This window comes from Paenibacillus sp. EKM206P (assembly GCF_011066155.1).
Classification (GTDB): domain Bacteria; phylum Bacillota; class Bacilli; order Paenibacillales; family Paenibacillaceae; genus Paenibacillus; species Paenibacillus polymyxa_D.
Map to the genome: position 1 here is coordinate 155,138 of NZ_JAAMNQ010000010.1, position 15,816 is coordinate 170,953.

The following is a 15,816-nucleotide window of genomic DNA, read 5'->3' on the forward strand; positions in this document are numbered from 1 at the left end:
ACGAAATTAGGCCGATGACTACAAATTAACTTTCGCCATTAGGCTGTGCCGCCGTCCTGTCAGTTCCCGGCATTCAGAATCGAATCAATCCGATCCAGTTCCTCCTGAGAAAAGTCCAGATTGGATAAAGTAGCAACATTTTCTTCAATTTGGCTTACACGGCTTGCCCCAATCAAGACAGAGGTCAGACGTTCGCCGCGCAGAGCCCAGGCCAGCGAGAATTGAGCCAAACTTTGTCCGCGTGCAGCAGCCATCTGATTCAGGGCGCGTACCTTGCGAAGTGTCTCTGGCGTCACATGGTTCTCATTCAGGAAAACCGATGTACTCGCTGCACGTGAATCCTCAGGAATTCCGTTCAAATATTTATTGGTCAGCAATCCCTGCGCCAGCGGGCAAAAGGCAATGCTGCCTACCCCGTTTTCGTCCAGTACATCTTGTAATCCATTTTCAATCCAGCGGTCAAGCAAGGAGTATTTCGGCTGATGAATCAGAAGCGGTGTTCCCAGTTCCTTCAGAATGCGAGCTGCTTCCGCTGTTTGCTCCGCACTATAATTGGACACACCCACATACAGCGCTTTGCCAGAACGTACGATATGATCCAGTGCTCCCATCGTTTCTTCCAGCGGCGTATCAGGATCAAATCGGTGAGAGTAGAATATATCGACATAGTCCAGCCCCATCCGCTTCAGGCTCTGATCCAGACTAGATATCATATACTTGCGAGATCCCCAGTCTCCATAAGGCCCTGCCCACATATTGTAGCCCGCTTTGGTGGAGATGACCAACTCATCCCGGTACGGTTTCATATCACTGGCTAAAACTTGTCCAAAAAATTCCTCAGCTGATCCCGCAGGAGGGCCATAGTTATTAGCTAAATCAAAATGCGTAATTCCCAGATCAAAGGAGCGGGTAATCATGCTACGGCCATTCTCCGCGTTGTTAATCCCGCCAAAATTGTGCCACAAGCCCAGCGAAATAGCGGGCAGTTTTAGACCTGATCTCCCTGTACGGTTATATTTCATACTTTCATAACGATCTTCGCCAGCTAAATAAACCATGCTATCCCAGCCTCTCTCGAAACATTGTAATGTCCATCACAACATCATCATAGCGCTTTTATCCAGGCGTTGACAAGAAAACGATTACAAACCTAATTGATGAGCAAGTTTTTCCATAACTTTACCGATTGGATCAGTGATTAAAAGATCCGCCTTATGATCATACGAGGTCGGATCTGTATTCAACAGCACCGTATGTTTACCACGAAAATAAGTAATCAAGCCCGCAGCGGGATGTACTGTCAGCGACGTTCCTCCAATTAACAGCAGATCAGCCTGTGAAATAGCCTGAACGGATTGAATAATGGTATCCTGATTCAGCTCCTCCTCATATAAAACGACATCCGGTTTGATAATTCCTCCATCTATCGGACATTTGGGTACAACCTCAGAGCTGTTCATCACTTCATCTAGACTGTAAAAGCGTCCACATTCCATACAGTGGTTGCGATGTACCGAGCCATGAAGTTCTAGTACATTCACACTACCTGCAGCCTGATGTAAACCGTCAATATTTTGGGTCACAACCGCTTTTAGACGGCCTTGTTTTTCCAATGACGCGAGGAAATGATGACAACCGTTCGGCTCCGCATCGGGATGCAGCATTTTGCTGCGATAGAAGTCGAAGAACACCTCAGGATGCTTCACAAAAAATGAACGGCTCAGCATAACCTCAGGGGAATAAGGCAATTTCTCCTCACTTTGATACAGGCCTGCTGCCGAACGAAAATCCGGAATACCGCTTTCCGTCGATGTGCCTGCTCCGCCGAAAAAAACAACATTCTGCGATTGCTGTATCCATTCCGCCAACGTATTAACTTTCATACCCTACGCACCTCCAGTTCTTCATATCCACGAACAACCTTATCCGCATCCAGTAAATGACCAGAACGTTCTGCTTCTGGCGCAAATCCAATAGCGAGCCGCACTCCGGCACGCTTGCCCATCTGCATGTCCCCATTACTGTCTCCGATGACTACCACGTCCGCCGGCGACAATCCTAGTAATGCGCAGGCTTTTTCAGCCATTTCCGGGTCAGGCTTACCGTATGTAACCCTATCATGTCCGATAATCTCGTCAAAATAAGATGTCAGCCCCATCCACTCCAAATGCTCCTGTGCAGCCTCGGTACTGTCAGAGGTCACAACTGCCAGCTTCAGCCCGGCATGGCGGCTTTGCTCCAGCAATGTCCGCAATCCTGGAAACACCTTCGCTGCCCGATGTCGCCGAATATCAGCCATCGCCGTTTTATTAAAGTCGCGGACAAGCCGCACAGCCTCATTCCACGGTACACCAGCAGTATAAAGCTGCCAAGCCAGTACCCCTGTACTTTCGTCCACCGTCCCCACGGCCAGCGGGCCAGAAGGATCGTAACCGATCACACGGCCCTCCTGATCGTGAACAGTACCTAGAACGGTACCTTTTTCCACCGTAAAACCGGCACCCGCCACGGCAAGATGCTGCTCCATCATATCCAGTATAGAACGAGCCCAGGGGCCCCACAACTGAATAAAATCCAGCAACGTTCCATCTTTATCCAATAGAATACCACGGCATGGGTACCGCTCCCCCTGCACGATCAGCTCAGACATGCAGCATACCTCCTTTACTGATTCTTAGGAGCCACATCCACACTTTCTTTCATCCAGTCCTGTAAAGCCGTTACCGTCTGATTCCATTGCTCGACAGCGCTAATTTTTGCAGGATTATCCCCTTTTTGGGCACCATAACTGCCGAATTGAGCATGATTACCCCCTTCGACTGTAAAATACAGCGTGTTGGCTGGTAAATAAGTTCTACCACTTTGGACATTTTCCATCTGGACGACTCCATCATCACTTCCCAGTAGAGAAATAACAGGCAGATTTTTATCCTTTAAATTTCCTTTGTTATCCGGGTAGGAGGCAAGGAAAAATACACCTTTGACCTGATCAGGATGCGCAGCTGCATATCGGGCCGCCATCACTCCACCTAACGAATGACCTCCAATAACAAACGCTTCTTTCGGATATGCCTTTAGCACTTCATTCGCTAGATCCGGGGAGATCAATGCAAGGTTGAGTGGCATTTTTGCAATAATCACATGATGACCCTTTTCCGCCAGACGGCGTGCCAAAGGCGCATAGCTTTCGGGCTTCACCAACGCCCCTGGATACAAAATGACTCCAGCTCCGCTTCTTTTTACAGGCTCAAAACCAACCCAATGTTCTTGTTCATTTACTTTCACAGCATCCGCTACTTCGGCTAATGCAGCCGCCGCCGTCTCGTCAGGCTGATAAGGCGTAAATACCTTCCATGCTCCCCACCCTGCTATCAGTGCAATAATAATCAGGATGCCTAAGAGAACTTTCCATATTCTCCGAGGACCACGTGTCCCATATGAATTGTATGATCTTCTTGTTCTTCTTCTCATTGTAAAAGTCCCTTTCGTCTTTCGTACCTCGTAATTCGTAATTTGAATATAAAATGTGCCGCTGTATTCTCAGCGTAACTATAGCCTTGTTAGGGTAACATCGTTGCACATACAGGGTCAAATCAGCATACATTTCCAGGTATTAGCCCGTCTTTGTCTGGTGTTCAAGCTTTCGCCACACAATAAGGTTATGATAACGCTTACTATTGTGAATAAAATCACAATGATAAAGTCCAGAGTATCGTACCTTGTTCCTTGTAAAGAATTATTTTTTAAATAGTTTATTCGGCAGAAGCCGCTCGGAGGGAAACACATGACGACAAGCCATGATGTACAAGGGGAAAGCTTCTTTCTCAATTTGCGATTTCTGTTGATCATATGCGTATTTGCAGGAAATGCTCTGGAACCTCTAGTCGGTTCATTTCATATTGCTCAACAATGGTTCAGCTGGATATTCATGTTTCATATGCCGTTGTTTGTACTCGTTACAGGCTACTTTGCCCAAACATCTTTGACCGGATCTGCAGGCCGAAAAGTTCTGCTTCAGATCGGTATGCAATATCTTATTTTTCAATCGCTCTATTCGATCTTGGATGTTGCGCTCTTCCACGTTCCCCATATCCATCATTCGTTCTTTGCTCCTTATTTGCTACTCTGGTTCCTTGCCAGCCATATCTGTTGGAGACTGCTAATGCTGTCTTTTCAGAAAATACCACCTGTCCTCCAATTGGGTATATCCGTGCTGCTCGGTATCCTCGTCGGGTATCTCCCTGTGGATGGTATATGGCTGAGCGTATGCAGAACCTTTGTTTATTTGCCTTACTTTGTAGCAGGTTATCATTTGAATTATGCGGACGTTCGGCGGTTCTTCACAGCTCCAGTCCGCATAATCGCTGGCTTTATATCTCTTCTGCTTATGGTACTGGCGGGAACGTCGTATTTCGACATCCCGGCAGGCTGGCTGTATGGCAATATGACTTACGGTGAATTGGGCCATACCGAATGGTACGCAGGAATTTACCGCATCGGCATTTATGGAGTTCAATGGATAGCATCCATGGCGTTCCTAAGCTTTGTTCCAGCTGTCACAGGACGTATAACCGAGATGGGAAGACGGACACTATATGTCTTTTTACTGCATGGCTTGATCGTCCGTACCGTCGTTGCGAAGGGAGTCTACGAATATATAGACACTCCAGTGGAAGTCATGTTGATTGTAGTGTGTGCTGCTGGTCTGTGCTGTATGTTGACCATGCCTTGGGTTCGAACTGCAACACGACCTCTGATTGAGCCACAGGTAGAGTGGATGCTAAAGCCAGCTCCTTATCCCTTTAGACGGTCCGCGTAATTTTTTTATCCATTTTTTATTTAACATTGAACACGCCACAACCCACTTACAGACCAACATGTAAGCGAGTCTACCCCCTCTTTACTCCACTTGGAGCCTGTTTCATACAGGCGTGACGTGGTAAGTAAAGGATGCGCGCAACAAAAAACAACTTTTTTATTAAGGAGTGATTTGTAATGGCACGTAATCAAAATCAGGGGAAAATGAGTCGCGAAGAGGCAGGTCGTATGGGTGGAGAGGCTACTTCCAAGAAGCACAATAAGGAATTTTATCAGGAGATTGGTAAAAAAGGCGGGGAAGCAACCGCAAACTCTCACGATAAAGAATTTTATCAGGAAATCGGCAAAAAGGGCGGCGATGCTACAGCTGAGTCGCATGACAAAGATTTCTACAGAGACATCGGTCGTAAAGGCGGCAGAAATTAAGGTGTAATGTCCTCTTCCGCCCTCCTTTAACATAAAAACAAGCTTGAGCCCATCCGCTTTATTGCGGAATGGGCCCTTTCATATTTTACCTGATACGCAAACCTATCAGTATACATATTTCTAATAGAATCACATTCTAACCTCCTCTAAATGCAATATATAGACAAATAAAACTGGTCATATCTATATATTGTTGATTACAGAACACTTCTTGTACTTTTTCAAAATCTTCATATATGTAGAAAAAAGCTCACATCTATGATAGACTCTTTAGAAAACATCTGCGCTATTACGGCGTCCATTGAACGCCATACTATTTTTATACTTTGGGGGGAAACCAGCATCATGACAGCTAAGACGAAAATGCGTTCCGATATGATTAAAAAAGGCTTTGACCGCGCTCCTCACCGCAGCTTGCTGCGCGCAGCGGGTGTCAAGGAAGAAGATTTTGACAAACCGTTTATTGCGGTATGTAACTCGTATATTGATATCGTACCGGGCCACGTCCATTTGCAGGAGTTTGGCAAAATTGTCAAGCAAGCCATTCGTGACGCAGGCGGTGTACCTTTTGAGTTTAACACCATCGGTGTAGACGACGGCATTGCCATGGGCCACATCGGTATGCGTTATTCTCTGCCCAGTCGCGAAATTATAGCTGACTCTCTGGAAACTGTCGTGTCCGCTCACTGGTTTGACGGCATGGTTTGTATTCCTAACTGTGATAAAATTACCCCTGGCATGATGATGGGCGCATTGCGCGTTAACATTCCAACTATTTTCGTCAGCGGCGGTCCTATGAAAGCTGGTAAAGACAAGAACGGTCGCTCTATTTCCCTGACCTCCGTCTTCGAAGGCGTAGGTGCATATCAGGCTGGTAAAATCGACGATCAAAGCTTGCTTGAATTAGAACAATATGGCTGTCCGACATGTGGCTCCTGTTCAGGGATGTTCACAGCGAATTCCATGAACTGTCTCGCAGAAGCAATGGGTCTGGCTATGCCGGGTAACGGCACCATTCTCGCAGTAGCAGAAGAACGTAAAGAATTCGTTAAACAATCTGCACGCCAATTGATGGAATTGATTAAGCTGGATCTTAAACCACGTGATATCGTGACTAAAGAAGCTATTGATAATGCATTTGCATTGGATATGGCAATGGGCGGTTCCACAAATACAGTATTGCATACATTGGCACTTGCCCATGAAGCAGAAGTTGACTACCCTATCGAACGTATTAATGAAGTCGCAAACCGCGTACCTCATTTGTCCAAATTGGCACCTGCTTCCGACTATCATATTGAGGATGTTCATAATGCAGGCGGCGTAAGCGCAGTACTGAATGAATTGTTGAAGAAACCGGGCGCACTGCATGGAGACTGTATTACTGTAACCGGAAAAACCATTCGTGAAAACGTAGAGGGTCAGGAAATTCTGGATACTAACGTCATCCACAAACTGGACAACCCTTATTCCGAACGTGGCGGTCTGGCTGTATTATTCGGTAATCTTGCACCGCAAGGCTCCATCATTAAAGTCGGTGCAGTTGATCCTTCGGTTGGTGGTTATCACAAAGGTCCTGCTATCTGCTTTGATTCACAGGAAGATGCACTGGCAGGTATCGCCAACGGTAAAATTAATGAAGGACACGTGGTTGTTATCCGTTATGAAGGTCCAAAAGGCGGACCTGGTATGCCTGAAATGCTCGCTCCAACTTCACAAATCGTGGGTATGGGGCTTGGTGCTAAGGTTGGCCTGATTACAGACGGACGCTTCTCAGGTGCTTCCCGTGGTATCTCCATCGGTCATATTTCCCCCGAAGCTGCAGAAGGCGGACCTATCGCATTTGTTGAGGACGGCGATATCATCGAGCTGGACTTGAACAATCGTAAGATTGAGCTCCAGATTACGGACGAAGAATTCGAACGTCGTCGCGCCAACTGGAAAGGCTTTGAGCCGAAGGTGAAAACGGGTTACCTGGCGCGTTATTCCAAGCTGGTGACGAACGCAAGTAACGGCGGAATTATGAAAATCTAAATGCTTTGCTAAGATAGGACTACTTTATGAACGGCTAAAAAGCCTCTCGATCCCTGACAAAGGATCGAGAGGCTTTTTTATTAGGTCATCAGGGTTAGCCTATTCAGTCAGCTCGCTGTTGAGTGCATGGACATCATCTCTCTGAGCTGTTTGCTCAAGAGCTTCGTTTGAGCGGTGTGAGTCTCCCTGATGAAAACGTTCAAACAAGGTATCCAGTGGCATCACAATTATTTTTGGTACCATTACATCTTTTTTTTCACTCAATTTCTCTAAGCCCGAAGGATGGATAACACGAAATAACAGCTTAAGATATACAGTGGACACATGCTTAAACAATCCTTTGGGAAGCTCTCGAACTTGAAATCCCAACTTCTCTGGTCCCCGATGAATCATACTTACTGCATAGATCGCCTTTACACCTTTCATTTCAGAATCATGTACAATGCGTTGGGTCAGATCAGGAAGTTGTTTTTTTACAATCCGAATTAATTGAATAGCTAGATGTACCATCGACTTTGCCGTCGAACCCAATTGGAACAACTTTTTATTATCAAAATGAAGTTCGATTACCGGGTCCCCTTTTTTTAGCCACCTGCTGTTCTCCATATTTACATTTGGCCCATGATAGATACGGCGACGATAATAAAAGATCGTATCCTCCTGACTTACGGGACGAAGACGAAACAAAACATGAAATAGACGCTCATACTGAAGCCATCCAAATACCAGCGTTCTTTTATACCAACCCATACTGGACATCTCGGAGGCAGTAGGTTGATTGACAGACTGACGGCAAAACAATGTATCCACCCGCACGCTGCGTAATTGTCGTTCTTGGGCGACCCTCAGTAGCTTCTCCAGTGCGATTAGCATATTCTGTGGCGCTTCCGCGTCTGCCCCCAATGTCGTACCACAGTCATGGAGCAGCATCACCTCGCCACCCCTTAGCTTTTTAAGCATTCTCTCTGCCAATTGTTTCGCTCCAATGCTTGCCTTCCAGTCCCCGAACATGGAAGACCATAATACGATTCGACGACCATTGGTGTTGGAAATATCAAAGAAGTTCACTATCCCCCAAGGTGGGCGATAAAAGGTCGTTCCCTCGCCAGTTACTCGACGAATGACTGACTCTGTCTGGGCAATTTGTCTTCTAACAGTAACAGGCCGCATAAGCCAATTCGATTTGTGCACATAATTATGAATACCGATTAGATGACCTTCATCATGCATGCGTTTCAGAAGCTCAGGGTGTTTTTCTGCATTTATCCCAACAACAAAAAAAGTAGCTTTGGCATCAAAACGCTTCAGTAAATCAAGCAGCTGCGATGTATACACTGGATCAGGGCCATCATCAAAGGTGAGCGCATATTCTTGTTCACTTTTGCCGCGCCTGAACACCCGGAAACCAAATATACGACTAACCAGCGCCGGAATAAAAGCATAAAAAGTTGAAATGTAAAACATCCATAACAGCAAAGTCTGCACGTTTTATCCCCACTTTTCTATTCTGAACTCCCTAAGCAGGCTTCCTGAGGAAAACTCACTTACTTATATGTTATCACAATGACGTAAACATGCCGAGATTTCGCTACTTCATACGGTCAGCATTGAGGTCCAATTTAGTGTACAATAAATAAAAATCTAAAAGGAGTCGTTGTATCCATATGCTTCCATTGTACAAAAAATATTGGCGTACCGTTTTTGATATCGGTTTGATCGTATTAACCGTGTATTTAATTATGTTCGTATCCAGCAAACTGTATCAACTTGCCGCACCTGTGTTCCTTTCGTTCGTCGTGTTCTGGTGCATTGAACCTGCTGCCCGTTATTTTCATCGAAAAGGAATGAAAAAACCTTTTGCCTCCGCACTCTCCGTATTGCTGTTTATTATCCTTTTACTTGCTATTTTTTTCGGATTGGGTCTGATTCTGGTTACGCAATTTACGAAAGTCGCGCAAAACCTCCCACAGTATACTCAGATTATCCAAGCGGAATTCACGCGGTATCTTCATCTTTCTCAAGATAAAATCGCTGCTTTACCTCCGGGTGTTACCGAACGTGTGAATGAATATTTTGCGACTGCCACCACCATTGCTACGAAATGGGCACAGCTAGGCTTATCCTTTTTCATACAGTTCCTCAGTTCTTTCACTGTTTTTATGGGCAACTTTGCCATTGCAATCATTTTAGCGTTCTTTTTAAGTATGGAAATTAATCTTTGGAAGAGCATTGCCCGTAGTAAAACACCCAAGACACTAAAAACTGCTTATCTTTTTCTGAAAAACCACGTACTTAAAGCTATCTCCGCTTTTCTCAAGGCTCAAGCTCTACTGGTAGGGATTACCTTTGTTCTCGTATTTATAGGTTTACTCATTTTGCAAGTGGATAATGCCCTCTCATTGGCGCTCGTGGCAGCTTTGTTTGATATCCTGCCCTTGTTGGGTGTGCCTGTTATTTTTATTCCGTGGGCAGTGTATCTGTTCATCACAGGCAATACCGGCCTGGCTGTAGGCCTGCTTATTGTCATGGCTGTCACGGTGATCGTCCGCCAGCTGGCAGAGCCTAAAATCACTGGTAATTCCATCGGTGTTTCATCTGCCTATCTGATGCTTTCCTTTGCCATTATATCGTTGTCCATCTTTGGACTAGCCGGCTTAATTCTGTCACCCATTCTGATCATTTTGCTCAAGGAATTGTGGCAGCAAGGCTATCTGCAGCAATGGATTCGGTTTCCGACAGAGGAATTTGACGAGCCTCCGTTTATCGTTAAAATACAGGAGGAGGATCGTGAAGCTACTCGTGGTACTCAAGAGGATTGAGCTAACAGATCCATCACTTGACCAAACAGTGCTGTAGCTTGATTTGTAGAATCTGTTAAAGCATTTTGCACAAGGACGGCGACCGCATAACGAGGCCGCTCTATCGGACCATAACCTATAAACCACTGGTGATTTATAGGTTGACCGTTCTTCAAAGCTTGGGCCGTACCTGATTTGCCGGCCAGATTCCATGATTTATTACGCAACGAGGCACCAGTCCCCTGTGTCACAACCTTTTCCATTGCTTCACGAAGCGTGCGAGCCGTCGATGTATGAATCAAGCGGCTACCCTCAGGTGAAGGTGCAGCGTGAGTAGGTAGTTCCAGTAAGGTGCTACCATCTGCATAACTGATGCGTTTGACGACGCGTGGTGCATGTACTTGACCATCATGCAGCAAGGTGACGATGAGATTGGCAGCTTGGAGAGGCGTCACCAGCACATCACGTTGGCCGATAGCTGTCTGTACACGTACGCCCGGATCAGACGCGTTCGTATGGGGGCCGAATACGGCTCCCTTTTCTTCGTGATCCAGCGGTCTGAATTGAGGTAGTCCTGCAAGATTCCGCTCCTGCCAGCCCACAGTTCGGCCCAATCCCAGTGCAGAGGCTGTGGCCTGAATTTGCTCAGGATTAAGCCGTTCGCCGAGATGAGCGAACACACTATTACAGGATACGGCAAGCCCTTCCTCCAGGTTCAGGGTACCGTGTCCTTCTTTTTTCCAGCAAGCCAAACCGTACTTGCCATAAGTTCCATGACAATGGAATTGTTCCTGCGGTTGGACAACACCTGATTCAAGTGCAGCAGCAGCCGTAACCAACTTAAAAATGGAACCAGGCGTTATCGCCTTAAGTGCACGATTAGACCAGTCTGTTTTTTTCTGGGGATCAACATGACCGGGATTATAAAAAGGGCGAGACACCATCGCCAGTACATCCGCGTTGCCTGCATCGAGCACTACCACCGCCCCTTCTGCCAAATGACTAGATTCCGTCAGCTTTTCAATCTGTTCCTGTATAGGTAGATCAATTGTAGTCTGTACCTGTAATGGATAGTGACCATTGGATGGAGCACTGACACGCAGCGGTACATGAGCCAATGGACGACGCTGCGCATCTACAAATCGGGAGACGAACGTTTCACCGACGCCGCTCAGTAGCGGCTCCAGCGTTCTTTCCAGCCCGGCTGCCCCCATCGGCAGTTCACTCGCTCGGTCGGCACGTTCATACAAAAAGCCAAGCCATTGCCTGCCATTGGGGAAATCCCTGTAACGTTTCGCATAAGGTACAAGCTCAATAAGCGAAGGGGCTAACTTCAGCAGCTTGCCTGCTTCATGCGGATTGATTTGTACGGGCTCTCCGCGCCCATCTCGCCATATGAGCGGGGATTGCAGCCCTTTCCATCGTGTCAGTAGTTGCTTCTTATTCGTACGCAGTAGCTCGGCCAGTTCTTCGCCATGTAAAGCCGCTTTGCCATCTACATCGGGAAAAAGTACTGGCGTCCATACTACTCCGCCAGTCAAGGGTCGCCCATGCCGGTCCGTAAACTGTCCACGTCCAGAGTCGATAGAAATGCCCTCCTGTCGCTGACGTGCTGACATTTCCTTAAGCGAATGCCCCCCATAAACGGACATATGAATGCCCGCTGTCCCCTGAAGCCAAGCCAGTCGGAATAATAAAATCAGCAGTAGCGCCATCACCCCCAAGGCCATATATGCAATTCGACGTTTTCGTATGAAACTGCTACCACGCCTCGGCACACCCATCCTTCTTTCATCTTTTTTCCAGTAGTATGTCCTGTAGTTGAAAAAGAAAACCCACTCAACTTTTAACGTTGAATGGGTTAACCACGGAGATCAGTGACAATCCTGATTCCCATGGTTTAGTTATATCTACACCGTAAACCGCGAAAGCTGTTCCTTCAAGTTCACTGATACTCCTTCCAGTTTATCCGACAAACCTACCAGTTGATTACCAATATTGGCCTGTTCAGTGCTGAGTGAAGCGACTTCCTGTGAAGTGGCCGAGGATTGCTCAGCTACTGCACTTACATTGGTCATTGCCTCGGACAATGTGGTCTGTGATTCACTCAGATGATGAATGGAGGCGGTGACCGTTCCCAACCGAAGCGCGAACTCTCCCATTTGCTGCTGCACCGATTGGAAAATGTCCGTTGTTTCCTGCACGGCTCCCATCTGCTCCCGGAACAGCGGGTACACCTCAGATAACGCCTGTACCGTTTCATTCATCTCATTGACGATGTTATTAGTAATACCCGTAGCTGTGCGAATAGCTTGACGTGATTGTTCAGCCAGCTGCCGAACCTCATTGGCTACCACCATAAAACCACGCCCAGCCGTCCCCGCTCGTGCTGCTTCAATCGTCGCATTCAGTGACAGAATGTTCGTTTGTTTAGCAATATCCTGTAATACGTCCAGCACCTTAAAGACATCGGAAGTTGTCTTCTTCAGTACATCTACTTTGCCTACCAGAGCATGCGTAGTTTCTTCCGTAACCTTAGTCTTGCTCAATAGAGTTTTCAGTTGAACTGTCCCTTGTTCACTGGATTGTTCAACTTCTTGTGCGACCAGACTCATTTCATGATTGGAAGCCATAACCGTATCCATTTGCTGAGATATATTCCCGGTTAGTCCGCTGCCACGTTCGGCCTCTGTTGCCAAACTGGCGGCGCCATGAGCAATTTCTTCCGTTGCTGCTGCTATTTCTTTGGCTGAAATGGCTGTCTTCTTCGAGGCATCGCCTAGTTCCGTCGCTGTTTTCAGAACCTCCTGAGCTGAGGCATTCGTCTGCTCTACCAGCAATGTAATTTGCTCCATCATGATATCAAAGCTTTCTGACAACTGCCCAATTTCATCCTCAGCCTTATAGTTCGTTCGAATTTGCATGTTACCTTTGGCGCCTTCGACCATTAAATCCTTCAGGTGTGTCAATGGACGAGCCACGAGGCGCACGATCCACAGGCCAATGAACAATGCAATGAGTGCAGCCACTGCAGCAAATATCCAGGTCGTGGTTAGAATCCCCTTAGCGTCTCTCACCAGCTCAGATACAGGTACTACACCCACGAGAATCCATTTGGAAGTTCCCAGCGTATTATGAACTGTAAGCACATTTTGCTCTTTGCCATCTGCAACCTGCTCCATAATTTGATTTCCTTCAATCCCTTCAAGCTTGGAAACGTAATCCAGCTTTGTCTTTCCTCCTGCCAAGCTCTCATTGTTAGAACCTACAAACTCACCCTTGTCTGTCACAAGGCTAATCATACTGCCTGAGCCCAAATTAACACCTTTCAACTCGTCCTCCACCGCACTGGACTTTAAATCCATAACCAGAACGTAAGTCCCTCCCAACCCGGACATACTGTTCATGGAGCGTGCTAGGCGAAAGGTCTTGCTGCCATTGTCATTCACCTGTGTAGGTAACCAAACAATTCCCTTGTTTTTCAAAATATCCTTAAACCATGCTTCCTGCCGTACATCTTTTTGTGTTCCAGTGCCCATAGCAGCAAACTTGGTTTCTTCCGGGTACAAATACAATGAATCAATCGCTTTATTCGTAAAAGCAATATTCGTTAATTTCTTGTTTACTTCGCCCATAGCAACAAAAGATGCAAAGGGATTTTTATCTTGCTTTACAGCCTTTTGCAACTGATCACTTAATTCAGTATCAAAAAATACCTGTGTCGATGTGTCTTGAAAGCGCTCTAGAATAATGTCAAGCTTTTCTGAAGTTTGCTGAACGGTCTGCTGATAAGCCGTTGCTGCATTTTGCTCAATCGTACTTTTAGCCTTGTAGTATGAGAGCATCCCCAAGCTGACCACAAATAACATAATTGCCGCAAAAAAGATCAGAAACAACTTCATTCCAACCGAACGTATCGGATTATAGTTTTTGACCAAATGCATGAAATCTTTACTGTACCTTTCTGGCTTAAGTAAACGCTTTAAATTGTGTGTACCCTTACGAATCGCCTTAGCTAACCAGGGCGCAACCTTCGAAGACATCGCAACCGTTTGTTCCCCTTTATTCGTTGCTTTACTGCCTTTCAAACCCTGCATTTGATCCGTTTTCTTGGGTTGCCTTTTTACTGTATTCCCCTCTTTTTTCCGTAAACCCATTCCTCTCACCTACCACCATATAATTAGTTTCTAATTCCACGTCATCCATTATGTATCTATTATCTATATAACTTCTATCGGAACTATTCGACAAGGAATGTAGCTTTCCTTTGAGCATCGACTAAATTTTGTGAAACTTTTTTCCTAGAAAACTATTCAAAAAAAGGCCTCTCCAACCGATAGGAGAGGCTTTTGATTCTTTCACCTGTGACTTAAGGCTTATTTATTTCTTTTTACGCATCATATCAAAATACGATACGGGCTGATCTACCTTCATTCTAATTCGTTGAAGCGGGTGACGAGCAGCATCCAACTCGTTGCCTTCCTCATCCCAGATCGTTCCGACCGTTTGTTTGAAGAATGTTCCGTTCGGACCGAAAAATTCAATTTCATGACCGGGTTTAAAATGGTTCCGTTGTTGAATAGTTGCGATCCCACTCGCGGCATCGTAGTCCATGACTAGTCCAGCAAAATCATAAGGGACTGCCTTTTCTTCCGGCTCATAAATATGATCCTCATGATCCGGTGTATCGTAGAAAAACCCTGTATTCAGCGGACGATTAGCTGCCTTGTTAATTTCTTCAATCCATTCTGGTTTGAGCACATAATTTTCAGGATCAGCCATATAGGAATCAATCGCTTGACGATAGACATTCACGACCGTTGCCACATAGTGGATAGACTTCATCCGTCCCTCTACTTTAAAACTGTCTACACCTACATCAATCAGATCAGGGACATTTTCAATCATACATAGATCCTTGGAACCCATAGAAAAAGCATTATCACTCTCTTCAAACAATGGAAGCTGGTTAACACCGAGCTGGAACTGTTTCAGTGCATTGCTAACCTGTGCCTCTTCTTCAGATATCCAAACCTCACCTGGGCGGGCATCCTCAAACAGATCGTATTTCCAGCGGCAAGACTGACAACATCCCCCACGATTGGAATCACGGTCTGTAAAGTGATTGGACAACACGCAGCGGCCGGAAAATGAAGAGCACATCGCACCATGGACAAAAGCCTCGATTTCGATGTCCACATGCTTTTTAATTTCTTCGATTTCCTCCAGACTGGTCTCACGTCCAAGTACCACACGCGGTAACCCCTCGTTTTTCCAAAACTTTACCGCTTGCCAGTTCAGCGTGGACTGCTGTGTGCTCAAATGCACTTCCAATCCAGGAACAGCGCGCAATGCCACGGATACAATAGCCGGATCAGCGACGATAACGGCATGAATTCCCGCCTCGTACAGATTGCGCAAGTACTCCTCAATTCCGGCAATATCTTCATTGTGGGCATAGATATTGGTGGCCACAAGCACTTTAGCACCATACTTGTTCGCAAATTCTACACCTTCGCGCATTTCCTCAAAACTGAAATTATCGGCGTTAGAACGCAGACCATATTTTTGTCCACCAATATATACAGCATCCGCGCCATAGTGAACGGCAAACTTCAGTTTTTCCAGATTTCCGGCAGGAGCCAACAGCTCCGGCTTGTCCAAACGATTCCGTTTACCTATATATTTTCTCGCTTTGGTTATCGTCCCCATGACGTTCCCCCCTCTGTAAATTCATTTT

Annotated in this window: 12 protein-coding genes; 4 read left to right on the forward strand and 8 right to left on the reverse strand. The window is 46.1% G+C overall.

Going from position 1 to position 15,816, the window contains the following annotated elements; translation table 11 throughout:
• Positions 1 to 59 precede the first annotated feature (59 nt).
• From mgrA to G9G53_RS19270, 4 genes are all read right to left on the reverse strand, one after another.
• Positions 60 to 1,058 carry an L-glyceraldehyde 3-phosphate reductase gene (gene mgrA, locus G9G53_RS19255; protein WP_039272878.1) on the reverse strand — a complete coding sequence of 333 codons (999 nt, stop codon included), beginning with the start codon at positions 1,056 to 1,058 and terminating at the stop codon, positions 60 to 62.
• Between the two features lie 84 nt (positions 1,059 to 1,142).
• Positions 1,143 to 1,883, reverse strand: a complete 741-nt coding sequence (locus G9G53_RS19260; RefSeq protein WP_039272876.1) for an NAD-dependent protein deacylase — start codon at positions 1,881 to 1,883, stop codon at positions 1,143 to 1,145.
• Entirely contained in the window at positions 1,880 to 2,650 is a 771-nt protein-coding gene (locus tag G9G53_RS19265; protein WP_069012477.1) for an HAD family hydrolase, read from the reverse strand. Before G9G53_RS19265 ends, G9G53_RS19260 begins: the two co-directional genes overlap by 4 nt.
• Positions 2,651 to 2,664: 14 nt before the next feature.
• A complete protein-coding gene (locus G9G53_RS19270; protein WP_039272872.1) occupies positions 2,665 to 3,471 on the reverse strand; it encodes an alpha/beta fold hydrolase in 807 nt (268 codons plus the stop codon).
• A gap of 313 nt (positions 3,472 to 3,784) precedes the next feature.
• Here G9G53_RS19270 and G9G53_RS19275 point away from each other — a divergent pair, with 313 nt between their 5' ends.
• The 3 genes from G9G53_RS19275 (at position 3,785) to ilvD (ending at position 7,278) form a co-directional block, all read left to right on the forward strand.
• Complete coding sequence (locus G9G53_RS19275) at positions 3,785 to 4,819, forward strand: acyltransferase family protein (protein ID WP_039272871.1); 1,035 nt, start codon at positions 3,785 to 3,787, stop codon at positions 4,817 to 4,819.
• A gap of 176 nt (positions 4,820 to 4,995) precedes the next feature.
• Complete coding sequence (locus tag G9G53_RS19280; protein WP_165149659.1) at positions 4,996 to 5,244, forward strand: KGG domain-containing protein; 249 nt, start codon at positions 4,996 to 4,998, stop codon at positions 5,242 to 5,244.
• Between the two features lie 345 nt (positions 5,245 to 5,589).
• A complete protein-coding gene (ilvD, locus tag G9G53_RS19285; RefSeq protein ID WP_039272868.1) occupies positions 5,590 to 7,278 on the forward strand; it encodes a dihydroxy-acid dehydratase in 1,689 nt (562 codons plus the stop codon).
• A 99-nt stretch (positions 7,279 to 7,377) separates the two neighbouring features.
• On the opposite strand, the gene G9G53_RS19290 is transcribed toward ilvD, so the two are convergent.
• Positions 7,378 to 8,763: a polysaccharide deacetylase family protein gene (locus tag G9G53_RS19290; RefSeq protein ID WP_165149661.1), complete on the reverse strand. Its 1,386-nt coding sequence runs from the start codon at positions 8,761 to 8,763 to the stop codon at positions 7,378 to 7,380.
• Between the two features lie 179 nt (positions 8,764 to 8,942).
• Between G9G53_RS19290 and G9G53_RS19295 the strand changes: the two genes are divergently transcribed.
• The gene (locus tag G9G53_RS19295; protein WP_069012474.1) at positions 8,943 to 10,097 is read left to right on the forward strand and encodes an AI-2E family transporter; all 1,155 of its coding nucleotides are present in this window, start codon (positions 8,943 to 8,945) and stop codon (positions 10,095 to 10,097) included.
• Here the strand turns inward: G9G53_RS19295 and G9G53_RS19300 are convergent.
• The 3 genes from G9G53_RS19300 to G9G53_RS19310 all read right to left on the reverse strand — a co-directional run bounded on the left by G9G53_RS19300 (position 10,085) and on the right by G9G53_RS19310 (position 15,788).
• Complete coding sequence (locus G9G53_RS19300) at positions 10,085 to 11,860, reverse strand: peptidoglycan D,D-transpeptidase FtsI family protein (RefSeq protein ID WP_185156359.1); 1,776 nt, start codon at positions 11,858 to 11,860, stop codon at positions 10,085 to 10,087. The two genes, G9G53_RS19295 and G9G53_RS19300, sit on opposite strands and share 13 nt — an antisense overlap.
• Before the next feature lie 126 nt (positions 11,861 to 11,986).
• On the reverse strand, positions 11,987 to 14,233 hold the full coding sequence (locus tag G9G53_RS19305) for a methyl-accepting chemotaxis protein (RefSeq protein ID WP_165149665.1): 2,247 nt from the start codon (positions 14,231 to 14,233) through the stop codon (positions 11,987 to 11,989).
• Positions 14,234 to 14,456: 223 nt separating this feature from the next.
• On the reverse strand, positions 14,457 to 15,788 hold the full coding sequence (locus G9G53_RS19310) for a peptidase U32 family protein (RefSeq protein WP_069012471.1): 1,332 nt from the start codon (positions 15,786 to 15,788) through the stop codon (positions 14,457 to 14,459).
• Positions 15,789 to 15,816: the final 28 nt, after the last annotated feature.

Excerpts from the sequence above, each read along its gene's own strand:
- G9G53_RS19270 (WP_039272872.1), bottom strand. The coding sequence starts at position 3,471 with ATGAGAAGAAGAACAAGAAGATCATACAATTCATATGGGACACGTGGT.
- G9G53_RS19295 (WP_069012474.1), top strand. The coding sequence starts at position 8,943 with ATGCTTCCATTGTACAAAAAATATTGGCGTACCGTTTTTGATATCGGT.
- G9G53_RS19260 (WP_039272876.1), bottom strand. The coding sequence starts at position 1,883 with ATGAAAGTTAATACGTTGGCGGAATGGATACAGCAATCGCAGAATGTT.
- G9G53_RS19265 (WP_069012477.1), bottom strand. The coding sequence starts at position 2,650 with ATGTCTGAGCTGATCGTGCAGGGGGAGCGGTACCCATGCCGTGGTATT.
- ilvD (WP_039272868.1), top strand. The coding sequence starts at position 5,590 with ATGACAGCTAAGACGAAAATGCGTTCCGATATGATTAAAAAAGGCTTT.
- mgrA (WP_039272878.1), bottom strand. The coding sequence starts at position 1,058 with ATGGTTTATTTAGCTGGCGAAGATCGTTATGAAAGTATGAAATATAAC.
- G9G53_RS19280 (WP_165149659.1), top strand. The coding sequence starts at position 4,996 with ATGGCACGTAATCAAAATCAGGGGAAAATGAGTCGCGAAGAGGCAGGT.
- G9G53_RS19275 (WP_039272871.1), top strand. The coding sequence starts at position 3,785 with ATGACGACAAGCCATGATGTACAAGGGGAAAGCTTCTTTCTCAATTTG.
- G9G53_RS19310 (WP_069012471.1), bottom strand. The coding sequence starts at position 15,788 with ATGGGGACGATAACCAAAGCGAGAAAATATATAGGTAAACGGAATCGT.
- G9G53_RS19300 (WP_185156359.1), bottom strand. The coding sequence starts at position 11,860 with ATGGGTGTGCCGAGGCGTGGTAGCAGTTTCATACGAAAACGTCGAATT.
- G9G53_RS19305 (WP_165149665.1), bottom strand. The coding sequence starts at position 14,233 with ATGGGTTTACGGAAAAAAGAGGGGAATACAGTAAAAAGGCAACCCAAG.